This window comes from Stenotrophomonas sp. YJH_SMC_16 (assembly GCF_059367875.1).
Genome location: NZ_JCAFRH010000009.1, coordinates 88,064 through 108,913, shown reverse-complemented (window position 1 = coordinate 108,913; position 20,850 = coordinate 88,064). Strand labels below are relative to the sequence as shown.

17 protein-coding genes are annotated in these 20,850 nt (G+C 66.8%); 8 read left to right on the top strand and 9 right to left on the bottom strand.

Translation table 11 applies throughout. The annotated features are described in order from the left end of the window. The first annotated feature begins 129 nt into the window (after positions 1-129). Both AC5P6E_RS17955 and AC5P6E_RS17950 read left to right on the top strand, forming a co-directional pair. Entirely contained in the window at positions 130-846 is a 717-nt protein-coding gene (locus AC5P6E_RS17955) for a response regulator (protein ID WP_020424480.1), read from the top strand. Continuing rightward, positions 846-1,922, top strand: coding sequence for an ATP-binding protein (locus tag AC5P6E_RS17950; RefSeq protein WP_019338525.1), 1,077 nt, complete (start codon positions 846-848; stop codon positions 1,920-1,922). The genes AC5P6E_RS17955 and AC5P6E_RS17950 overlap by 1 nt, the downstream gene beginning before the upstream one ends. Here the strand turns inward: AC5P6E_RS17950 and AC5P6E_RS17945 are convergent. The 3 genes from AC5P6E_RS17945 to AC5P6E_RS17935 form a co-directional block, all read right to left on the bottom strand. Further along, a complete protein-coding gene (locus AC5P6E_RS17945) occupies positions 1,900-3,795 on the bottom strand; it encodes a DUF7844 domain-containing protein (RefSeq protein WP_483698885.1) in 1,896 nt (631 codons plus the stop codon). The two genes, AC5P6E_RS17950 and AC5P6E_RS17945, sit on opposite strands and share 23 nt — an antisense overlap. 10 nt (positions 3,796-3,805) lie before the next feature. Beyond that, positions 3,806-4,105, bottom strand: coding sequence for a DUF2388 domain-containing protein (locus AC5P6E_RS17940; protein WP_019338523.1), 300 nt, complete (start codon positions 4,103-4,105; stop codon positions 3,806-3,808). 62 nt (positions 4,106-4,167) lie between these two features. After that, on the bottom strand, positions 4,168-5,556 hold the full coding sequence (locus AC5P6E_RS17935) for an FAD-binding oxidoreductase (protein ID WP_019338522.1): 1,389 nt from the start codon (positions 5,554-5,556) through the stop codon (positions 4,168-4,170). A 169-nt stretch (positions 5,557-5,725) separates the two neighbouring features. Between AC5P6E_RS17935 and serA the strand changes: the two genes are divergently transcribed. Then, entirely contained in the window at positions 5,726-6,967 is a 1,242-nt protein-coding gene (gene serA / locus AC5P6E_RS17930; protein WP_010482552.1) for a phosphoglycerate dehydrogenase, read from the top strand. A 94-nt stretch (positions 6,968-7,061) separates the two neighbouring features. Here serA and AC5P6E_RS17925 read toward each other — a convergent pair whose 3' ends face one another. Then, a complete protein-coding gene (locus tag AC5P6E_RS17925; protein WP_019338521.1) occupies positions 7,062-7,676 on the bottom strand; it encodes an NUDIX hydrolase in 615 nt (204 codons plus the stop codon). Positions 7,677-7,809: 133 nt separating this feature from the next. Between AC5P6E_RS17925 and AC5P6E_RS17920 the strand changes: the two genes are divergently transcribed. From AC5P6E_RS17920 to mtnC, 5 genes are all read left to right on the top strand, one after another. Continuing rightward, a complete protein-coding gene (locus tag AC5P6E_RS17920) occupies positions 7,810-9,285 on the top strand; it encodes an amino acid permease (protein WP_010482554.1) in 1,476 nt (491 codons plus the stop codon). Between the two features lie 82 nt (positions 9,286-9,367). After that, positions 9,368-10,795 (top strand): amino acid permease, encoded by a 1,428-nt coding sequence (locus AC5P6E_RS17915; protein WP_010482555.1) that lies wholly within the window; start codon positions 9,368-9,370, stop codon positions 10,793-10,795. 572 nt (positions 10,796-11,367) lie between these two features. Beyond that, the gene (locus tag AC5P6E_RS17910) at positions 11,368-12,009 is read left to right on the top strand and encodes a methylthioribulose 1-phosphate dehydratase (RefSeq protein ID WP_029550637.1); all 642 of its coding nucleotides are present in this window, start codon (positions 11,368-11,370) and stop codon (positions 12,007-12,009) included. 93 nt (positions 12,010-12,102) lie between these two features. Further along, positions 12,103-12,660 carry a 1,2-dihydroxy-3-keto-5-methylthiopentene dioxygenase gene (locus tag AC5P6E_RS17905; RefSeq protein WP_019336326.1) on the top strand — a complete coding sequence of 186 codons (558 nt, stop codon included), beginning with the start codon at positions 12,103-12,105 and terminating at the stop codon, positions 12,658-12,660. A gap of 3 nt (positions 12,661-12,663) precedes the next feature. Further along, positions 12,664-13,359: an acireductone synthase gene (gene mtnC / locus AC5P6E_RS17900; RefSeq protein ID WP_019336325.1), complete on the top strand. Its 696-nt coding sequence runs from the start codon at positions 12,664-12,666 to the stop codon at positions 13,357-13,359. 115 nt (positions 13,360-13,474) lie between these two features. Here the strand turns inward: mtnC and AC5P6E_RS17895 are convergent, their stop codons facing one another. The 5 genes from AC5P6E_RS17895 to AC5P6E_RS17875 form a co-directional block, all read right to left on the bottom strand. Beyond that, positions 13,475-16,093 carry a beta-mannosidase gene (locus tag AC5P6E_RS17895; RefSeq protein WP_483698881.1) on the bottom strand — a complete coding sequence of 873 codons (2,619 nt, stop codon included), beginning with the start codon at positions 16,091-16,093 and terminating at the stop codon, positions 13,475-13,477. Between the two features lie 77 nt (positions 16,094-16,170). Next, positions 16,171-17,397, bottom strand: a complete 1,227-nt coding sequence (locus AC5P6E_RS17890) for an AGE family epimerase/isomerase (RefSeq protein WP_313208078.1) — start codon at positions 17,395-17,397, stop codon at positions 16,171-16,173. Further along, positions 17,394-18,389 carry a carbohydrate kinase family protein gene (locus AC5P6E_RS17885; protein ID WP_495231158.1) on the bottom strand — a complete coding sequence of 332 codons (996 nt, stop codon included), beginning with the start codon at positions 18,387-18,389 and terminating at the stop codon, positions 17,394-17,396. Before AC5P6E_RS17885 ends, AC5P6E_RS17890 begins: the two co-directional genes overlap by 4 nt. 7 nt (positions 18,390-18,396) lie before the next feature. After that, positions 18,397-19,653, bottom strand: a complete 1,257-nt coding sequence (fucP, locus tag AC5P6E_RS17880) for an L-fucose:H+ symporter permease (protein WP_392422457.1) — start codon at positions 19,651-19,653, stop codon at positions 18,397-18,399. A gap of 117 nt (positions 19,654-19,770) precedes the next feature. Further along, positions 19,771-20,820, bottom strand: coding sequence for a LacI family DNA-binding transcriptional regulator (locus tag AC5P6E_RS17875; protein WP_010482566.1), 1,050 nt, complete (start codon positions 20,818-20,820; stop codon positions 19,771-19,773). Positions 20,821-20,850 lie beyond the last annotated feature (30 nt).

The following is a 20,850-nucleotide window of genomic DNA, read 5'->3' as shown; positions in this document are numbered from 1 at the left end:
TGCTGTGCACAATGCCGCGCAGGCGGCTGATAGGTTCTGAAGCGTGAAGTGTGCGTGGCAATGATGGGGTTTCGATGGAGGAACTGTGGAGATACGATGGAGGCAAGCACCTTAAGGCCCCGCCCCTGCATGCATGCCGCCCCTGCCCTCGCCGCCCTCGTCCTGATCGTCGAGGATGAGGCCGAGATCGCCGATATTCTCACCGCCTATCTGGAACGCGAAGGACTGCGTACACTGCGCGCCGCCGACGGCCACAGCGCACTGGACCTGCACCGCAGCGCCCGCCCCGACCTGGTCCTGCTCGATGTGCAGCTGCCGCGCCTGGATGGCTGGAGCGTGCTGACGCAGCTGCGCCAGCGCGGCGAAACGCCGGTGATCATGCTGACCGCACTGGACCAGGACCTGGACAAGCTGACCGCACTGCGCATGGGCGCCGACGACTACGTGGTCAAGCCGTTCAATCCGGCCGAAGTGGCAGCACGCGTGCGCGCCGTGCTGCGGCGTACGTTGCGCGCCTCGCGCGTGGATGCACCGACCGCGCTGCGGGCCGGCCCGCTGCTGATCGACTCGGCCACCCATGCCGTGCATGTGGAGGGCGAAGGCTACAGCCACGAAGTGCTGCTCACGCTCACCGAGTTCAAGCTGCTGCACTGCATGGCGCTGGCGCCGACCCGCATCTTCAGCCGCAGCGAACTGATGCACGAATGCCTGCCGGAAAGCGAAGCGCTGGAACGCACCGTCGACAGCCATGTCAGCAAGCTGCGCCGCAAACTGGACGAAGTAGGCATGGTCAATGTTCCGGCCAGCGTGCGCGGTGTCGGCTACCGGCTGATGGCCGACCGCTGATGGCGCACCTGCGCCGCTCCGGGCTCAGCCGACACATCATCGTCTCGATGTCGTTGATGGTGATCGGCGTCATCGTGATGATGATCCTGTCGTCATGGCTGCTGTACGCGGTGCTGGTCGAGTTCTTCCCCGGCAGTGCCGAGGAACCGGAAAGCTGGCTGCCGACCGGCCCTGAGCTGGCATGGATGGTCGGGGTGATCCTGACCGGCCTGGCACTGGCCATCGCCGCCTCGTTCCGACTGGCGCATCGCATCCTGTCGCCCTTGAATTCGCTGGTCGACAGCGTGCGCGCGCTCGCCGGCGGCGACCTCGGTGCGCGCGCCAGCGTCGAGGAAAACTCACCGGGCGAAGTGGCAACCCTGGTCGAGGATTTCAATGCGATGGCGCGCCGCCTGCAGCACATGGAGAGCGAGCGCGCGATGTGGCATGCGGCTATTGCCCATGAATTGCGGACCCCGGTGACGATCCTGCGTGGCCGCCTGCAGGGGCTGGCCGAGGGCGTGTTCCAGCCGGACGAGTCGCAGTTCCGCAGCCTGCTTGCCCAGGTCGAAGGGCTGTCCCGCCTGATTGAAGATCTGCGCGTGCTGAGCCTGTCCGACAATGCGCGGCTGGACGTGCGTCGTGCGCGCACCGACGTGGTGGCCGAGGTGCATTCGGTGATGACCCTGGTCGATCCGCAGTTCCGCGCTGCAGGCTTCGTGCTGGAGCTGGAAACCAGCCGCGAGGAACACAACGCGCACTGTGATCCCACGCGCCTGCGCCAGGCGCTGCTGGCGCTGCTGGAAAACGCGCGTCGCTATGCCAGCCCGGGCAAGGTACGGATTGCCGTGCATGACACACCAGGCCATGTACAGGTAGCAATCGAGGATGAGGGCCCGGGCATCGATCCGGAGCTGCACGCCGACATCTTCAGCCCGTTCATGCGTGCCGACGGCTCGCGTTCACGCCAAGGCGGTGGCAGTGGCCTCGGCCTGGCGGTGGTCAAGGCCATCGCCGACGCGCACGGCGGCCGCGTCTACTGCACGGCGGGCAACGCCGGTGGCAGCCGTTTCGTCATCGAACTGCCGCGCCAGTAGCGGGCGCGGCTGCCTGTTCCCGCAGGCGCGCGCCGAGTGCAGCGAGGTTGGCATCGATCGCATCCATCTCGTTGCGCTGGCCTGCCGGCAACTGCTGGCGCAGCTGCACGCGCAGCGCCTGCCAGGCCGGCACCGCCTGTGCGCTGGCGGTGGCAACCGCTTCGGCCAGCACCACCTGCTCATCGACCAGCGGCAACCCATAGCCACCGTCCGCCAGCAGCGTACCCGGGCGCAACCATTGCCCACCCTGCTCCAGCAGCTGGCGCAGGCCGCGCGTCTCGGCACTGTCCGGTGCGGCCAGCAAGCGTCGTTTCAGCACATCGCGCGCACGCAGCTCGGCGCGGCGTTGCGCCGCCTGTTCCAGCAGCAGCAACCCGGCGCTGGCACGCAGGTCACCCTGCAGCAGCCACGGCGCACGCTGCGGTGCGGGCAGCTTCAGCCAGCCGCGCACATCGCGCACCGGCAGCCCCAGCTGTGAGCTCGCCACCGCGAACAACTGCTGATAGTGATCGCGCGCCGAAGCAAAGTAGTAGCCCTGCGCCTGCGCTGCATTGCGGTCCGTGAGCACCTGCTCGTCCAGCACATGCAGCCTGGACAGCCGACGCTTCAACCCGCGCGGACTCAGCTGGGCCAAGCCCGCCTCACCCAGGCGCGGCACACCCGTCTGCAGCAGCTTTGCGGTTTCCACCGCGCAGTTGTTGCCGACGAAGTAATAGCGCCCGTCATAGCTCCAGTGCACCTGTGCAGTGCGCTCGAGCAGGCTGGCGATCTCGCCGGGCGACAACTGCAACGGCAGCGACTGCAACCCACGCAGTTCCACCTTGGTGTACTCGTCCACCACCTGCTGCAGCGGCAGCACGAACAGGCGCGACGGGTAGCCACCGGTCAGGCCACGCCAGTTGGAAATCTGCACATCGCCGACGAACGCGCGGAACGACAGCACGCGGTGGTATTCCAGGTCCAGGCGACAGTCCGGCCCCGGCGTGCGGCCGGGCCGGCAGATCACCAGCCGCAGCATGCTGTGGCCCCAGCGGCTCATCGGCTGCGCACTGCCTTCGGCGAACAGGTAGTCCACGGCATGGACACGCGCGGGGTCGAGCTGCAGCAGCGATGCGGCACCCTCTTCTGAGTCGGCCTGGAGCAAGGGCAGCGTCGTAGCGCAGTGCGACTGCGGCAGCGATGGCGGGGTTCCGAAATGGACCTGGTACCACTGCGCCAGCGCGGGGCGCCGGCAGGCGAACTCAGCGTCCAGCAGGAAATGCTCGGCGTTCACTGCCAGGTACTCGGCCGGGCCCTTCAGTTCATACGCATCGGGACTGCGGTCACGGAAGTCGTTGTCGCCACGGCCGAGATGCCAGGGCTTGCGCTGCCATCCGGCCAGATCACGCCAGCGCACACTGCGCGACCAGTTCGCCCCCGTACGGTCGGCGACATGGGCCAGTTCGTGTACCAGCGCGCTGCGGCGTGCGCGACGCGCGCCGGGCACGGCATCATCCAGCAGCTCGCGACGCAGGGCGATGCGCCCGGCGAAGGCCCGGCCGTGCACATCGGCCGGCAGGTCATCACGCCAACGCACCTGGACCTGTGACGGCAATGCACGCAGCAGGCCATCAGGCAGCAGGGACTGCACGTCGGCCAGGGTCTGGCTGGCGAGCTGCTGCTGCGCCGGGTCGAGACCGGACGGATCAAGCTGCAGGCGATCAGCCGCGTGCGCGAAAGGGATGAGCAGCCACGCCAATGCGGCGATCCACCCGCACCGCCCGCTGTGCCTCTTTAGAGCCGAGCCATGCTCGGCTGAATGCCCGGCGCATGCGGATCGCAACAGCAGCCGAGCATGGCTCGGCTCTACAGAAGGCGATGACGCCGAGGTCATGCAGCCTGGATCAACGTGCCAGCAGCGCGCGGGCCAGTTCCAGATCGCTCTGCTGCTGTGCCGCGGCGCTCTGCTCACGCAGGTGGATCAGCGCGGCCTGCAGGCGGGCGCCACGAATCTCGCCATCGCTGGCGACGAATGCAGCCGCATCGTCGCGTGCAGCCAGCACCACCTTGTCATCACCCGAGCTGCTGCCCGAGGAACCGGAGGACGCACCCGTGGCCGAACCGGCCGACGTACCGGCGAAGCTGGAAGCGAAGCCGGCCAGCGGCAGGGACAGCAGGGCGAGCAGCAGAAGCGGACGGGTCATCGGTTCGAAGCCGGTTGTGAGGAAGCGTGGAGCGTAACGGGTGCGTGAAGGATTTGTCCGGCTCAAACGTCGAACAGCTTGCCGGGATTCAGCCGCGCTTGGGGATCGAACGCGCGTTTGACCGCCTTCATCAGCGCGATCTCGGCCGGGCCGCGGGTGCTGTCCAGGTAGCCCTTCTTGACCAGGCCGATGCCGTGTTCAGCCGAAATGCTGCCGTCGAAGCGCGCCAGTACCTGCGCCAACAACTTGGTCACCTGCTCGCACTGCGCCACGAAATCGGCGTCGCTGGTGTCATCCGGCTTGAGCACGTTGATGTGCAGGTTGCCGTCACCGATATGGCCGAACCACACCACGTCGAAGTGCGGGTATGCCTGCCCGATCAATGCCTGGGTTTCAGCCAGGAACGCCGGCATCGACGAGATCCGCACCGAGACATCATTCTTGTAGGGCTTGTAGCGCGCCAGCGACTCGGTGATGCCTTCGCGCAGGCGCCACAGCTGGGCGGCCTGGGCGTCGCTGGCGCTGATCACCCCATCGCTGACCCAGCCGTTGCCCATGCAGTCCTCGAAGGCCGCCATCGCCGCCGCTTCCTGAGCGTCGTCGCCGGCGGCGAACTCGGTGACCACGTAGTACGGATGCACCTCGTCGAACGGCGCCTGCGCACCGTGCGCCAGCACGTGCTCCAACGCCCGGTCGGTGAAGAACTCGAAGGCCTGCAACTGCAGGCGCGCGCGGAACGCAGCAAATACCTGCATCAGCACTTCGAAGCTGGGCAGTGCCAGCAGCATCACATTGCTGGCCGGCGGCGGGTCGGTCAGCTTCACCGTGGCTTCGACGATCACGCCCAGCGTGCCCTCCGAGCCGATCAGCAGCTGGCGGAAGTCATAGCCGCTGGAGTTCTTGATCAGGCCCTTGTTGAGCTCCAGCAACTCGCCGCTGGCGGTGACCACCTTCAGCCCGGCGATCCATTCGCGGGTGTTGCCGTAGCGGATCACACGGATGCCGCCGGCATTGGTGGCGATGTTGCCGCCGATCGTGCAGGACCCGCGCGCGGCGAAATCCACCGGGTAGATCAGGCCGTGGTCCAGCGCGGCATTGTGCACAGCTTCCAGTGGCATGCCGGCCTGCACCACTAGGGTGCGATCGACCGGGTCGTAGGCCAGTGCCTTGTTCATCCGTTCCAGGCTGAGCACCAGCTCACCGTTGGCCGCCACCGCGCCCCCGGAGAGGCCGGTGCGGCCGCCGGACGGCACCACGGCAACGCCCTCGCCTGCACTCCAGCGCATCAGCGCCTGCACCTCCTCGACCGTGGCCGGCAGTGCGATCGCCAGCGGCGCCGGCGTCCAGCGCCGGGTCCAGTCGCGCCCGTAATGCTCCAGGTCGGCCGGGTCGGTCTTCAGCTTCAGGCCGGGACAGGCCTGCTGCAGCGAGGCAATGCGGGAATCGGTCATGACGGTCCAGCGCGGTGCGTGAAGAACGGGCAAGCGTGCCAGCGGCGCGCGCCAGCGTCCAGCCCCGCAGCCGCGCCGATCGCTACGGATGCAACCAATTGCGCACTGCACCATGGGGGCTTCGATCTGGCATAGTGGTCAGCCCCTGTCCCACTGGCCGTGTTGCCCCATGTCGCCGAAGAAGACCTCGTTCCCGAAGCAGGATATCCGCGTGCTGTTGCTGGAGGGGGTCAGCCAGACCGCCGTGGAGGTGTTCAGCGCCGCCGGCTACAGCCAGATCGAGGCGCACACCAAGGCGCTGCCCGAGGACGAACTGAAGGCGCGCATCGCCGAGGCGCACATCGTCGGCATCCGCTCGCGCACCCAGCTCAGCGCCGAGGTGCTGGCCGAGGCCAAGCGCCTGATCGCGGTGGGCTGTTTCTGCATCGGCACCAACCAGGTGGACCTGGACGCGGCCGAGCTGGCCGGTATCCCGGTGTTCAACGCGCCCTACTCCAATACCCGCAGCGTGGCCGAGCTGGTGATCGCCGAGGCGATCATGCTGACCCGCGGCATTCCGCAGAAGAACGCCGAATGCCATCGCGGCGGCTGGTCGAAGTCGGCCAGCGGCAGCCATGAAGTGCGCGGCAAGACGCTGGGCATCATCGGTTACGGCCACATCGGCACCCAGGTCGGCGTGCTGGCCGAATCGCTGGGCATGCAGGTGATCTTCCACGACGTGGAAACCAAGCTGGCGCTGGGCAATGCCCGTGCTGCCGCCAGCCTGGACGATCTGCTGGCGCGCGCCGACATCGTCACCCTGCACGTGCCGGAAACCCCGTCCACGCAGTGGATGATCGGCAGCACGGAGCTGGCGAAGATGCGCAAGGGCGCGCACCTGATCAACGCCGCGCGCGGCACCGTGGTCGACATCGATGCACTGGATGCCGCACTGGCCAGCGGTCACGTCGGCGGCGCTGCACTGGACGTGTTCCCGGTCGAGCCGAAGGGCAACGGCGATATCTTCGAATCGCCGCTGACCCGCCACGACAACGTGATCCTGACCCCGCACGTAGGCGGCAGCACGCTGGAAGCGCAGGACAACATCGGCGTGGAAGTGGCGGCCAAACTGGTGCGCTACAGCGACAACGGCAGCACCCTGTCGGCGGTCAACTTCCCGGAAGTGACCCTGCCCGAACACGAAGACAGCCTGCGCCTGCTGCACATCCACCAGAACGTGCCGGGCGTGCTGTCCAGGGTCAACGAGATCTTCTCGCGCCACAACGTCAACATCGACGGCCAGTTCCTGCGCACCGACCCGAAGGTGGGCTACGTGGTGATCGACATTACCGCCAGCGAGGCGCAGGCCGCCGCCGTGCGCGACGAGCTGGCCGCGATTCCGGGCACGCTGCGGACGCGCATCCTGTATTGACGCGCGTCCCGCCTTGCACGTGTAGAGCCGAGCCCATGCTCGGCTGCGGTTCCGGCCCGCATCGAGCCGAGCATCGGCTCGGCTCTACAGGTTGCTAGCGCGCCAACCACCGGCGCGCCATGCGCTGCATCGACTCATCCGATTCCGGATCGGCGGCGACTTCCGTCACCGGCCGCCACGCCAGCTCCAGCGACTCTTCGCTGAGCACGAAGGCCTCGCCACCCAGCGCCCGGATCACGAAACGCACGTCGTAGTGCCAGTGTCCCGGCACGTCCTTGCGCTCCGGAATCCAATGCTTGTCCAGATCGAAGATGGCCGGGTCTTCCAGCACCAGGCCGCTCAAGCCGGACTCCTCCTCGGCTTCCTTCAGCGCCACCTGGGCCAGGTCGCGGTCGCCGTCGGCGTGGCCGCCCAGCTGCAGCCAGCGCTGCAGCTTGCGGTGATGGGTCAGCAGCAGGCGCTGGCCATCGGCACTGACCAGCCAGCAGCTGGCGGTGAAGTGGCCGGCCAGGCGCTCGCGGCGGAACGGATCTTCCGGATCGTCCAGCAATGTGCCGAATTCGGCAGCCAGTGCGTCGTGGGCAGGCTCGCGGCGGGCATAGTCCCGCAGCAGGCCACGCAGGCGATCGTCAAGCACGGCAAGGGTTTCGGCGGTCTGGCTCATGAATGGGCGGTGTTTGGAAAAATACTGCTCATTATCGCCGTTCATTGTTGCGATTGCGCTTGTGCGTTGGCTTCAGCTTTGGCTAAGGTACAGCGGGCCGTTCGCGCGGCCTTCACCATTCCAGGGTTGCCGGCAACGTATCGGCGGCCCACCCCATCCGATCACTAGGAAGTACTGCATGCTGAAAGCTCTGTTGAGGGTCAAGCCGGTTGAACCGGCCGGGCACGTCGATGCCGGCGAACCCATCGAAGGCAGCCTGGACGGCGAAGCCACGTTGAAACGGACCCTCACGGCTAAACACCTCATCCTGCTTGGCGTGGGTGCGGTGATCGGCGCAGGTATCTTCGTGCTGACCGGCCAGGCCGCGGCCAACCACGCCGGCCCGGCCGTCATGCTGTCGTTCGTGATCGCCGGTTTCGCCTGCGCCCTGGCGGGCCTGTGCTACGCCGAGTTCGCGGCGATGATGCCGGTCTCCGGCAGCGCCTACTCCTACTCCTACGCCACTCTCGGCGAAGGCATGGCCTGGTTCATCGGCTGGTGCCTGGTGCTGGAATACCTGTTCGCTTCGGCCTCGGTCGCGGTGGGCTGGTCGGCCTACCTGATCAGCTTCATCACCACCACGCTGCACATGCCGTTCCCGGATGCACTCAGTGCCGCGCCCATCGCCTGGACAGGCAGCGAGTTCATCGCCTCCGGCAAGCTGTTCAACCTGCCAGCGGTGCTGATCGTGGCGGCGGTGTCCGGCCTGCTGTACGTGGGCGTGACCCAGTCGGCCTTCGTCAACGCGATCATCGTGGCGATCAAGGTCACCGTCATCTGCCTGTTCATCGGCATCGGTGCGGCCCACATCGACCCGGCCAACTGGCAGCCGTTCATCCCGGAAAACACCGGCGTGCCGGGTGAGTTCGGCTGGAGCGGCGTGTTCCGCGCGGCCACCATCGTGTTCTTCGCCTACATCGGCTTCGATGCGGTCTCCACCGCCGCCGGTGAAACCAAGGATCCGCAGCGCAACATGCCGATCGGCCTGCTCGGCTCGCTGGCCGTGTGCACCCTCGTCTACATCATCGTCTGTGCGGTGCTGACCGGCATGATGCCGTACCACCTGCTGGGCACCGACAAGCCGGTGGCGACCGCGCTGGAGCCCTACCCGACCCTGTCCTGGCTGAAGACGTTCGTTGAGATCGGCGCCATCGCCGGCCTGTCCTCGGTGGTGCTGGTGATGATGATGGGCCAGACCCGCATCGCCTACACCATCTCCCGCGACGGCCTGCTGCCGAAGTTCTTCGGCAAGGTCCACGCCCGTTTCCGCACCCCGTACGTCGCCACCATCGTGGTCGGCGTGATCGCCGCCGCACTGGCTGGCCTGGTGCCGCTGAACGTGCTGGGTGAACTGGTGTCGATGGGGACCCTGCTTGCCTTCGCCACGGTCTGCATCGGCGTGCTCGTGCTGCGCTATTCCAAGCCGGAGATCCATCGCCCGTTCCGCGTGCCGATGGTGTGGATCATCTGCCCGCTGGGCGCGGCCACCTGCCTGTTCCTGTTCTGGCAGGCGTTCGTGGTGCACTGGCACCTGTTCGTGGGCTGGACGCTGCTCGGCCTGCTGATCTACCTGGGCTACGGCATCCGCAACAGCAAGCTGGCCAAATCGCCCTGATCCGCCTACGGGCCGGCCTCGCGCCGGCCCGTCCGTTTTCCCCGCGCGCCGGTCATGGCGCGCTTCGACAAGACCACCACACATGTTCAAGCAACTGTGGGCCACCAAGCACCCGCATGCCGCCCATGAAGACGCCAACGGCCTGAGCCTGCGCCGCCACCTCGGCCCCTGGGGCCTGACCGCCCTGGGTATCGGCGCGGTGATCGGCGGCGGCATCTTCGTCATCACCGGCCAGGCCGCCGCCAACCACGCCGGCCCGGCCATCATGCTGTCTTTCGTGCTGGCCGCCATCTGCTGCGCTTTCTGCGCGCTGGCCTATGCCGAGTTCGCCTCGATGGTGCCGGTCTCCGGCAGCGCCTACACCTACACCTACGCCACCTTCGGCGAGCTCTCGGCCTGGTTCATCGGCTGGATGCTGGTGCTCGAATACGGCGTCTCCGCCTCGGCGGTGGCGGTCAGCTGGACCGGCTACTTCCTCAGCCTGCTCAGCCAGTTCGACATCCATCTGCCAGCGGCGCTGGTCAGTGCGCCACTGGACGCACAGCTGCGCCCCACCGGTGCGATCGCCAACCTGCCCGCCGCGGCACTGGTACTGTTGCTGACCTGGCTGTGCTACGTCGGCATCAGCAAGTCATCGGCAATGAACATGGCGATGGTCGTGCTCAAGACCGGCCTCATCCTGCTGGTCATCGTGGTCGGCTGGAAGTACGTGGACACCAGCAACTGGACGCCGTTCATCCCCGCCAACGAAGGCCCCGGCAAGTACGGCATGGAAGGCGTGCTGCGTGGCGCGGCGATGGTGTTCTTCGCCTACATCGGCTTCGAGGCGGTGTCGGTGGCGGCGCAGGAATCGAAGAATCCGCAGCGCGACATGCCGTTCGGCATGATGCTGTCGCTGGTGATCTGCACCGTGCTGTACATCGCGATGGCCGCGGTGATGACCGGGCTGGTGCCGTTCCAGCTGCTCGGCACCGACGAGCCGGTGGTGACTGCCGTGGCCGCGCATCCGCAGCTGGGCTGGCTGCGCTGGGTGGTCGAGGTCGGCGCGCTGGTCGGCCTGTCCTCGGTGGTGCTGGTGATGATCATCGGCCAGCCGCGCATCTTCATGATCATGGGCCGCGACGGCCTGCTGCCGCCGGTGTTCACCAAGATCCACCCGAAGTACCGCACCCCGCACATCAACACCGTGATCACCGGTATCGGCATCGCGCTGCTGGCGGCGCTGTTCCCGCTGGACATCCTCGGTGAGCTGACCTCGATGGGTACACTGATCGCGTTCGCCGCCGTGTGTGCCGGCGTGCTGATCCTGCGCCGCACCCAGCCGGACCTGCCGCGCCCGTTCCGCATGCCGATGGCCTGGCTGATCTGCAGCCTGGGCGTGCTGAGCTGCCTGGCGCTGCTGTCGGCGATGACGATGCACAACTGGATGCTGATGGGCGTGTGGACGTTCGTCGGTTTCGTGATCTATTTCTGCTACGGGTTCAGGCACAGCCGCCTGCGGGGTAAGTAAGGTTTTCTGAATTGCAGGGCCTGCGGCCCTGCACCCGCCTTTTAAGCCGGAGCAACGGCAACGGCAACAGCTGGGTTGAGGGTTTGGCGGGGCGGGTTGGGTTCGCGGGGGACGCCGTTAACCCGTCCCTGGGGGCTTGGCCGCGGCATCCATGCCGCGGACACCCCCGCGAACCCAACCCGCCCCACCTCCGACAGTCTGCTGGCACGTCCAGTAGATCCACGCCATGCGCGGATGAAACGTTCTCATGAACGAATGTTCCTGAATGAATGTTTCTGTAGAGCGGAGCCATGCTCCGCTCCGAGCAAGCGCAGCGAAGCGACCCGCTTTCCGCTTTTCCTTCTTCCTCCGTGGCCGGCCGCACGCCGGAACCTGTCAGAGGCGGGGCGGGTGGGCCGTGCAGGGGCGTTGGCGCCATGGATGGCGCCATCGAGCTTACAGGGACGTAGTTGCAGCGTCCCCTGCACGGCCCACCCGCCCCGCCACCTCCATGAACCGCTTTCCGTGACCAACCAACCACCTCTCAGCCACGAGGGGCTCAGCCGTTGGCCGAATCCAGTAAAATCGCCGGCATGAACGCCCCCACCTTCCCGTACGACACCGCGCGCCTGAGCGAACTGGCCCAGCTGCTGATCGACAACGTCCGCGAACTGGCCCACGCCGGCTGGACCCCGGCCACAAGCAGCAACTTCTCCCACCGCCTGGACGACCGCCACGCTGCGATCACCGTCTCGGGCAAGGACAAGGGCCGCCTGATCGAGGACGACATCATGGTGGTGGACTTCGACGGCCAGGCCGTCGGCCGCCCGCTGCGCCCGTCCGCCGAAACCCTGCTGCACACCCAGCTGTACCGTCGTTTCCCGGAGATCGGCTGCGTGCTGCACACCCATTCGCCGGTGCAGACCATCGCTTCGCGCCTGTACGCGCCGCAGGGCCATATCCGCCTGGAAGGCTACGAGCTGCTGAAGGCCTTCGCCGGCAACAGCACCCACGAGATGGCCATCGACGTACCGGTGTTCGCCAACACCCAGGACATGAACGTGCTTTCAAAGCAGGTCGATGACCTGCTCGACCAGAAGAACCTGTGGGGCTACCTGATCGATGGCCACGGCCTGTACGCCTGGGGTCGCGACATGGCCGAGGCGCGCCGCCACCTGGAAGCCTTCGAGTTCCTGTTCCACTGCGAGCTGGAACTACGCAGGCTGCGCGGCTGAACCCTCGCGCAGGTGCAGATGCCGATCCGGAATCTGCGCCTCGCCCCCACCCTGCTACCCTGTCTTCCCCCCCGAGACGTTCAAGCTGCCGCCATGAGCCGACTGCGCATCTACGACGACACCCGCCCCGAATCGCCGCTGCTGGACACCCAGGACGGCGCGCTCATCGCTGCCGAACTGCAGAAGATCGGCGTCACCTTCGAACGCTGGCAGGCCACCGCACCGGTCGCGCCCGGTGCCAGCCAGGAGGAAGTGTTCGCGGCCTACCGCGCCGACATCGACCGCCTGGTCGCCGAGAACGGCTTCAAGAGCGTGGACGTGGCCTCGATCGCCCCGGACAACCCGAACCGCGCCGAGCTGCGCAAGAAGTTCCTCGACGAGCACTTCCACAAGGAAGACGAGGTGCGCTTCTTCGTCGCCGGGTCCGGCCTGTTCACCCTGCACGTGGAAGACAAGGTCTACGAGATCGAGTGCGTGAAGGACGACCTGATCGCCGTGCCCGATGGCACCACCCACTGGTTCGACATGGGTGAGGAGCCGAGCTTCGTGGCGATCCGCTTCTTCACCGAGCCGGATGGCTGGGTCGGTCACTTCACCGGTACCGACATCGCGCAGAAATTCCCCCGTTACGTACCTACCCAGGCGTCCTGATCCATGCAGCCCCGCGTCATCCTGACCGACATCGAAGGCACCACCAGCAGCATCTCGTTCGTCAAGAACGTGCTGTTCCCCTATGCCCGCAAGGCCTTGCCGGCGTTCGTCGCCGAACATGGCCAGCAGCCGGAGGTCCGCCGCTGGCTGGATGCGGTGGCTACCGAGATCGGCGGTGCCTGCCAGGACAGCCTGGTGGCCGAGACGCTGCAGGGCTGGATCGACCAGGACCGCAAGCACACCGCACTGAAGGCGCTGCAGGGCCTGATCTGGGACGAGGGCTACCGTCGCGGCGATTACACCGCGCACTTCTACCCGGAAGTGGCGCCGGTGCTGAAGGGCTGGCACGCCTCCGGCCTGCCGCTGTACGTGTACTCCTCCGGTTCGGTGCCGGCGCAGAAGCTGTTCTTCGGCTTCAGCGACGCCGGTGACCTCAGCCCGCTGGTGTCGGGCTGGTTCGATACCGAGATCGGCGGCAAGCGTGAAGCCGACAGCTATCGCCGCATCGTGCAGGCCATTGGCGTTCCGGCCGGCGAGATCCTGTTCCTGTCCGATGTGGTGGAGGAACTGGATGCCGCCCGCGAAGCTGGACTGCAGACCCGCCTGATCGACCGCTTGGACGATTACCCGCTGCCGCGTACCGGCCAAGCCGCCAACGGCCACGAGCGGGTCGAGAATTTCCAGCAGATCCAGCTGTAAGGGTGTGCGGACCTACGGTCCGCACCCACCTCAACGGTCCACACCCACGCCGGGCATGGCCCGGCGCTACCGTGGTCCATGAATGGTAGCGCCGGGCCATGCCCGGCGGATGCCCTCAACGGTCGTTGAGGGTTTTCACCTTCAGCGCTTCGCGCAGCGTCGTCATATCCACCGGGCCGCGTACGGCGATATCGCGGGTTTCGCCCGGCAGCAGGTCCAGCAGGTTGTCTTCGACCTGCACATCCAACGCACCGAAATCAATCCACGCCGCGCGCACGTACGCCGCGCTTTCCAGCCGTAGTCGATAGTGGCCGCCTTCGATGGACAAGGTGGCCTTGAGCTTCTGCCGCGGCAACACCTGGTCCTTGGCTTCGACGAATCCGACCACCTGCCGCGCGCTCACCGCCCCATTCTGCAGCAGCTCGAACACGGCCACCGTGCGCTTCGGGTCGGCACCGGCCAGCAGCTCCGCGTCGCGGAAATCACCGATCGAGGTGACGCCTGACGCCGTCAACGTCACCGCGTCCTCGCGTCGACGCAGCACCTTGCCGTCCATGTCCATCACCCGCAGCCGCCAACGCGCATCCTGCGCGGCGCCATCATTGATCAGGCGCACCCGCGTGCTGCCCTCGTCACGCAGCGCCGCCACCGTCACCGGCGCGAAGAAGCGCCGCGCGGCGAAATGCAGTGCCTTCCAGCGGCCAAAATAGTCCACGCTGGACCAGGAAGCGCCCGGCCAGACGTCGTTGAGCTGCCAGTACAGCGAGCCCATCGTGTACGGCCGCGAGGCGCGGTGATGCAATGCCGCCAGCGCGATGCCATCGGCCTGCATCACTTGGCTCAGGTAGACGAAGTCCTCGAAGTCCTTCGGCGTGCCGTAACCCAGTTCGATGTAGTGCAGCAGGCGGCTGTTGCCCTCGCCCGCCATGAACTTCTGGTGCGCGCGAATCACCGGGCTGTCGATGCGCTGCTCGGCGCGGGTGGCGATCTGGTCCACCGTCGCCACCGACGGCCACGCCTGCAGCCCGTACTCGGACATGAAGCGCGGCGTCTCGCGCAGGTAGGCCTGCACCGGCAGCGCCGGATTGCCCCAGACCTGCCAGTAGTGCTTGTCGCCGCGAGTGGAATCGTTGGCTTTCTCATCCAGGTCGTTGCTGGGCGAGCTGGACCAGTACGGCACGCCCAACCCCTCCTCACCTACTACCTGGCGCAGGTCATTGCCGAACAGGTCGACATAGCCCTGCCACACCTTCGCTGCAAATGCCGGGTCGGCCGCCTTCAGGTCGCGACCATGGCCCCAGTCCTTCCAGGCGGTTTCTTCCTCGTTGTTGCCACACCACAGTACGATGCTGGGGTGGTGCCGCAGGCGCCGCACGTTGTCGCGCGCCTCGGCCACCACGCTGGCACGGAAGGCCGGATCGTAGCCCGGCTGCATGCCACCGCCGAACATGAAGTCCTGCCAGACCAGCAGGCCCAGCTCGTCAGCGATGTCGAAGAAGGCGTCGTCCTCGTAATAGCCGCCGCCCCAGTTGCGCAGCATGTTCATGTTGGCGTCGCGCGCGGCCGTCAGCACCTGGCGCAATCGCGCGGCATCGACGCGCGCGGGGAAGGCATCGAACGGAATCACGTTCGCGCCCTTGGCGAAGATCGGCACGCCATTGATGACGAAAGCGAAGCCCTGCCCGCCCTTGCCGTCTTCCTCGCGGCGAAGTTCAACCGTGCGCAGGCCGATGCGCTGCTCGCGTGCCAGCTCCGGCGCGCCACCGTCGCCCAGGCGGGCCTGCACCGTGTAGCGGTCCTGCGCACCGTGGCCTACTGGCCACCAGCGCCGCGGATCGGCCAGTTCAACCGGAACCTCGATGCTGTTCTGGCCGGGCTTCAGCAGCACCGTGCGCTTCACCAGGGCCACGCTGCGACCCTGCGGATCGCGCACATCCACATTGACCACCGCAGAACCGGCGGCATTCCCCTGCTCCACCTGCAGCAGCACCGCCAACTTCGCCTGCTCCGCGCTCAATGCATCGGTGCGCACAGCAAGATCGGTCAATCGATGCGTATCCCAGGCCTGCAGATCGACACCGCGCCAGACGCCGGCAGTGACATAGCGCGGGCCCCAGTCCCAACCAAAGTGGTAGGCCGGCTTGCGCGCGAAGTTGCCGACCATCGCGTCTTTGGGCTCGTCGCCATAGGGCGAAGGATAGTTGCCGGCGATCTTGTGCGGCATCGCCTGTACGCCCGGAAGCAGCGTGCGGATCGGCGAACGGAACACGATCTGCAGTTCATTGCCGTTCGCGCGCAGGCGCCCATCCACGCGCGCACGCCACGTGCGGTGCGCGTTGTCCGCACGCAGCAGCGGCTTGCCGTTGAGGCTGACTTCGGCATAAGTGTCCAGCCCGTCGAAGCGCAGTTCGGCATTGGGCTTGGCTAGCGTCGCCGCATCCACGTCGAAGCGCGCGCGGTACTCCCAGGCCGCCAGGCCGATCCATTGCAGCTCGGCTTCGGGCGCACCCACGTACGGGTCGCGGATCAGCGCATGCGCCAGCAGGTCGGTGTGCACGCTGCCCGGCACCGTGGCCGCACGCCATTGCTGCAGACCCGGGTGGGCGGCGCCCTGCGCGTCGCCCGGCAACATGCGGAACTCCCACTGTGCCTGCAGAGGCACTGCAGTTGCCGGGAAGGCGGAGGCCGCGATCAGCAGCAGGAGCAGGCGGACAACGAGGGAAAGACGATGCACGCGGAGCTCCTGTTTTTCCGCCGGGCGCGGCCCGGCGCTACTGATTCCGATTCATCATGCGTACGGCGACACGCGCCTCAACGCACCACGTTCAACACTTCGTAGCACGCACCCATGGTGTGGTAATCCACCTTGCCGGCCGGGCTCTTCTCGTCGCTGTACTTGCGGTTGTCGGCATCGAGGATGCGGAACCAGGCGCCGTACTGATGGTCGACGAAGTGCTCCCACGCGTACGCCCAGATGCGCTCGTACCACTGCCAGTAGCGGTCATCACCGGTGCGCTTGGCCATCAGTGCGGCGGTGGCCAGCGTTTCGGCCTGCACCCAGAAGTACTTGTCGTCGTCGCAGACGAAGCTGTCGCCACCGATCGGCGCGCCCTCCATGCCCGGCTGCCGGCGCGATTCCGGTGCGAAGCCGTAGTACAGGCCGCCTCGCGCGTCGTCCCAGCTGCGCGCCACGGCCACGTCGAACAGATGCTGCGCGGTCGGCACCAGCCAGTCGGCCTGCACGTGGCGATCGAGGATCAGCAGCAGCTTGGCCCACTCGGTCTGATGCCCCGGCTGGAAGCCCCATGGGCGGAACAGGTGCTTGGGATCGTCCAGGTTGTAGTCCCAGTCGATCTCCCAGTTGGAATCGTAGTGCTCCCAGACCAGACCACCAGCCTTGGCGGCCTGGCGGCGGGTCATGTTGTCGGCCAGTTGCAGCGCGCGTTCCACGTAGCGCTGCTCGCCACTGGCCTCGAACGCCGCCAGCATCGCCTCGCACATGTGCATGTTGGCGTTCTGGCCGCGGTAGCCGGTGAAGTTCCACTGGCCATCGGCCTCGTCCTTGTACAGGCCGTGCTGCGGCTCCCAGAAGCGCGCTTCCAGAAGCTGCCAAGTCTCGTCCATCCATGCGCGGGCCTGCTCGACACCGGCCTTCAGCGCACAGCTGTAGGCCAACAGCACGAAGGCCACGCCATAGCAGTGGTTCATGTCGTCCTCGACCTTGCCGTCGCGCAGGGTCCAAGCATAGCCACCGGTAACCGGATTGCGATGCACCTCGCGCAGGTAGCGCACGCCGTGCTCGACTGCATCGCGGTATTCGGCATTGCCGAATTCGCGGTAGGCCATCGCGTAGTTGAAGACGAAGCGCGTGCTGCTCACCAGGTGGCGGTGGCTGGCATCGTATATGCTGCCGTCGTCACGGAAGTAGTGGAAGAAGCCGCCGTTCGGATCGATGCAACGCGGGTGGTAGAACGCCATCGTGTCGGCGATGTGCGCACGCAGGAACGCGGGTGAACGGAAATCAGGCGAGGTGCTCATGCGGGAATGTCCTGGGCCTGCAGCAGCTGCTGCACTTCATCGAGCGAGGGCATCGCGGCGAACGCGCCCTTGCGGGTAACAGCCAGTGCGCCGACCGCAGCGCCGAAGCGCAGCGTGGCGGTGATCGCCTCCGGGTCCTGGCAGAACGCGGCAAAGCCTGCGCCCGCCCCGCCACGCTCCAGCAGTCCGACCAGCACGCCACCGACAAAGGCATCGCCAGCGGCCGTGGTATCGACGGTGGCTACGCGGAAGCTGGTGACCGTGCCGTGGTTGTCGCGCGTGTACCAGTGCAGCGTGGCCGCACCATCGGTAACGATTACCCAGCGTGCCTGCGCGGCCAGCAGGCGCTTCAGTACCACTACCTCACCCTCGGCACCCAGCGGTGCCGCCAGGTAGTCCAGCTCCTCGCGCGACAGCTTGACCAGGTCGGCACGCTGCAGCGCCTGCCACAGGCGCGGCGTCGGATCTTCGCTCGCCGGCCACAGCGCCGGGCGCAGATTGAGGTCCAGGCTGACCACCGCACCGGCGTCACGGGCGCGCTCCATGCCGGCGAAGGTCGCCTCGGCAATGGCCGGCTCGGTCAGGCTGTTGGAGCAGACATGGAAGCACTGCGCGCTGTCGAAGCACGAGGCCTGGAAATCGCTGTCACGGAACAGCAGGTCGGCGGCCGGCGGGCGGTAGAAACTGAAGCTGCGCTCGCCGCTGGCATCCAGCGCGACGAAGGCCAGTGCGGTCTTGGCCGCATCGGTGCGCACGATGTAATCCGTGCCGACGCCGTGTTCGACCAGGCTTTCGGCCAGGAAGTCACCGAACATGTCGCGGCCCAGCATGCCGACGAACTGGGTCTTCGCACCAAGGCGCGCTGCCGCCACCGCAACATTGGCCGGCGCACCGCCGGCGTACTGCAGGAACGCGCGCGGGGTGTCGGTCGAAGCCGGCGGCTGCGCCAGTAGATCGATCAAAATTTCGCCGAAGCAAACGATGGAACCCATTCCGGACTCAGCCTCCCTGCGTGCGGACAGCCGGCGGGCGCGAGCCCACAAGACCGTAGAAAATGATATAGACGTAGCAGATCACCGGCAGCACGAAGCTCAGGTGCAAGCCGATGCGGTCGGCCAGCATGCCCTGCAGCAGCGGGATGATCGCGCCGCCGACGATGGCCATGATCAGGAGGCTGGAGGCCTTGTTGGTCAGCGGTCCCAGGCGTTCGATGGCCAGCGAGAAGATGGTCGGGAACATGATGGAGTTGAACAGACCGGTCGCCACGATGCCGTACAGCGCGACTTTGCCGCCCGACGCCAGGGTGACGGCCAGCAGCACCACGTTGGCAGCGGCGAAACCGGCCAGCAGGCGGCGCGGCGAGAATTTGGCCAGCAGCCACGCGCCGGCGAAACGGCCGACCATCGCGCAGCCCCAGTAGGCCGACACGTAGTTCGTGGCCTGTTGTTCGGTCATGCCGCCGATCTCCGGCAGCGCCAGGTAGTTCACCATCAGGCTGCCGATGGACACTTCGGCGCCGACGTAGAAGAAGATGGCCAGCACGCCGAACAGCACGTGCGGGTGCTTGAGGGCATCCAGCAGCGTGTGGTGGCCGCTGTCGGCCTGCTCGGTCGACTCAGTCAGGCTGGGCAGGCGGAACAGGTAGACGAACACCGCCAGCAGCACCAGCGCGATGGCCAAGCCCACGTACGGGCCCTGCACCGACTGCGCCTCGGCGGCACGGTAGGCCATCTGCTCGGCCCCCGGCATCGCGTCGATCTCATCGCCGCTCTTCACTGCGGTGCTGAGGATCAGCAAGCCACCAAATAGCGGTGCCAGCGTGGTACCCAGCGAATTGAGCGCCTGCGCCAGGGTCAGACGGCTCGATGCGGTCTGTTCCGGGCCAAGCAGCGCGACGTAAGGATTGGCGGCGACCTGCAGCACGGTGATGCCGCTGGCCAGCACGAACAGCGATGCAAGGAACGCTTCGTAGGTGCGCAGCGCGGCCGACGGCCAGAAGCCCAGCGCGCCCACGCCTGCGATCAGCAGGCCCGCGATGATGCCCCTCTTGTAGCCCAGACGGGCCACCAGCCGACCGGCCGGCACCGACATCAGGAAGTACGCGCCGAAGAAGGTGAACTGCACCAGCATCGCGCGGGTGTAGTTCAGCTCGAACACCGCCTTCAGATGCGGGATCAGCACGTCGTTGAGGCTTGTCAGGAAGCCCCACATGAAGAAGATGGTGGTGGCGACCGCCAGAGCAGCACGGGCATTCATGACCGGTGCCTGGCTGCTGGAGGAACCCGATGGACGGGGCGTTGCGGAGATCGGCATGCGGTACGCGCCTCGATGCGCGGAAGGTCGTTGTTGCGTGGAAGGGGTATGTGGAAGGAATCAGTTCGGCCGTGCGGCACTGCTTTCGCGGATGCGCAACTGCACCGGCGCGACCGTGCGCCGTGGCGGCGCGTCCGGTTCGTCCAATCGTTGCAGCAGCAGCGCGGCAGCTTGCCGACCCCGCTCGCGCGGATCGGCGGTGAGCGTAGTCAGTGGCGGTACCGCGACCGACGCCTCGGAAATATCATCGAAACCGGTGACGGCAAAATCACCGCCCGGACGGATGCCGCGTGAATTCAAGCCCAGCATCAGGCCCAGCGCGACGGTGTCGTTGTAGCAGACCGCCGCACTCGGGCGATGGCCGTCGGCAAACAATTCATCGGTACGCGCCGCGGCTTCCAGGCGGTTCGGCGCCGACTCGATCATCCAACCCGGCGGCAGTGACAGGCCCGCTTCGGCCAGCGCCTGCTGGAAACCGGCGCGGCGCTGGTGGCACGAGCTCGATGCAGCATGGCCGCCGAAGAAGGCAATCTGGCGATGGCCGCGCTCGATCAGGTGGCGCGTGGCCAGATAGGCACCGTGCTGGTTGTCCAGGGTCAGGAAGTCCCAGTCGGCGCCGTCCAGTTCACGATTGAACAGCAGCACGTTGGCATTGGCACCCAACGCCTGCCGCAACTGCGCGGTATCGCTGCCCTCGGCCGGCGACAGGATCAAGCCGGCCGGGGTGTGTTCCATCAGCGTGGACAGCACCGCCTGCTGGCGCTCCGGCGATTCACCGGTACTGCCCAGCAGGGTCACGTAGCCGCGCCCGCCCAACGCCTCGTCCACGCCGGAGGCGAATTCGGCGAAGAACGGGTTGGACAGATCGTTGATCACCAGCGCGATGCTTGACGACGTACGACGACGGAGGTTGGCCGCCGCGCGGTTGTAGACATAGCGCTGGCGACGCAGTTCGGCCTCGACCTTGGCGCGGGTATCGACGTTGACCAGTGGGCTGCCACGCAGCACCAGCGACACGGTTGCCCGTGACACGCCGATGGCACGCGCGATGTCGGTCACCGTCACCGCCTTGCCGGCGCGCTTGCTGGGACTGCTGCCGTTGTCGTTCATCGTCTTCCCGGACTCCGCTGGAGGCTCAAG

Coding starts and splice junctions, on each gene's coding strand:
- AC5P6E_RS17950 (WP_019338525.1), top strand. CDS start 846: ATGGCGCACCTGCGCCGCTCCGGGCTCAGCCGACACATCATCGTCTCG.
- AC5P6E_RS17885 (WP_495231158.1), bottom strand. CDS start 18,389: ATGGGTTCCATCGTTTGCTTCGGCGAAATTTTGATCGATCTACTGGCG.
- AC5P6E_RS17875 (WP_010482566.1), bottom strand. CDS start 20,820: ATGAACGACAACGGCAGCAGTCCCAGCAAGCGCGCCGGCAAGGCGGTG.
- AC5P6E_RS17920 (WP_010482554.1), top strand. CDS start 7,810: ATGCTGAAAGCTCTGTTGAGGGTCAAGCCGGTTGAACCGGCCGGGCAC.
- AC5P6E_RS17890 (WP_313208078.1), bottom strand. CDS start 17,397: ATGAGCACCTCGCCTGATTTCCGTTCACCCGCGTTCCTGCGTGCGCAC.
- AC5P6E_RS17935 (WP_019338522.1), bottom strand. CDS start 5,556: ATGACCGATTCCCGCATTGCCTCGCTGCAGCAGGCCTGTCCCGGCCTG.
- fucP (WP_392422457.1), bottom strand. CDS start 19,653: ATGAATGCCCGTGCTGCTCTGGCGGTCGCCACCACCATCTTCTTCATG.
- AC5P6E_RS17910 (WP_029550637.1), top strand. CDS start 11,368: ATGAACGCCCCCACCTTCCCGTACGACACCGCGCGCCTGAGCGAACTG.
- AC5P6E_RS17940 (WP_019338523.1), bottom strand. CDS start 4,105: ATGACCCGTCCGCTTCTGCTGCTCGCCCTGCTGTCCCTGCCGCTGGCC.
- AC5P6E_RS17915 (WP_010482555.1), top strand. CDS start 9,368: ATGTTCAAGCAACTGTGGGCCACCAAGCACCCGCATGCCGCCCATGAA.
- mtnC (WP_019336325.1), top strand. CDS start 12,664: ATGCAGCCCCGCGTCATCCTGACCGACATCGAAGGCACCACCAGCAGC.
- AC5P6E_RS17905 (WP_019336326.1), top strand. CDS start 12,103: ATGAGCCGACTGCGCATCTACGACGACACCCGCCCCGAATCGCCGCTG.
- serA (WP_010482552.1), top strand. CDS start 5,726: ATGTCGCCGAAGAAGACCTCGTTCCCGAAGCAGGATATCCGCGTGCTG.
- AC5P6E_RS17955 (WP_020424480.1), top strand. CDS start 130: ATGCATGCCGCCCCTGCCCTCGCCGCCCTCGTCCTGATCGTCGAGGAT.
- AC5P6E_RS17945 (WP_483698885.1), bottom strand. CDS start 3,795: ATGACCTCGGCGTCATCGCCTTCTGTAGAGCCGAGCCATGCTCGGCTG.
- AC5P6E_RS17925 (WP_019338521.1), bottom strand. CDS start 7,676: ATGAACGGCGATAATGAGCAGTATTTTTCCAAACACCGCCCATTCATG.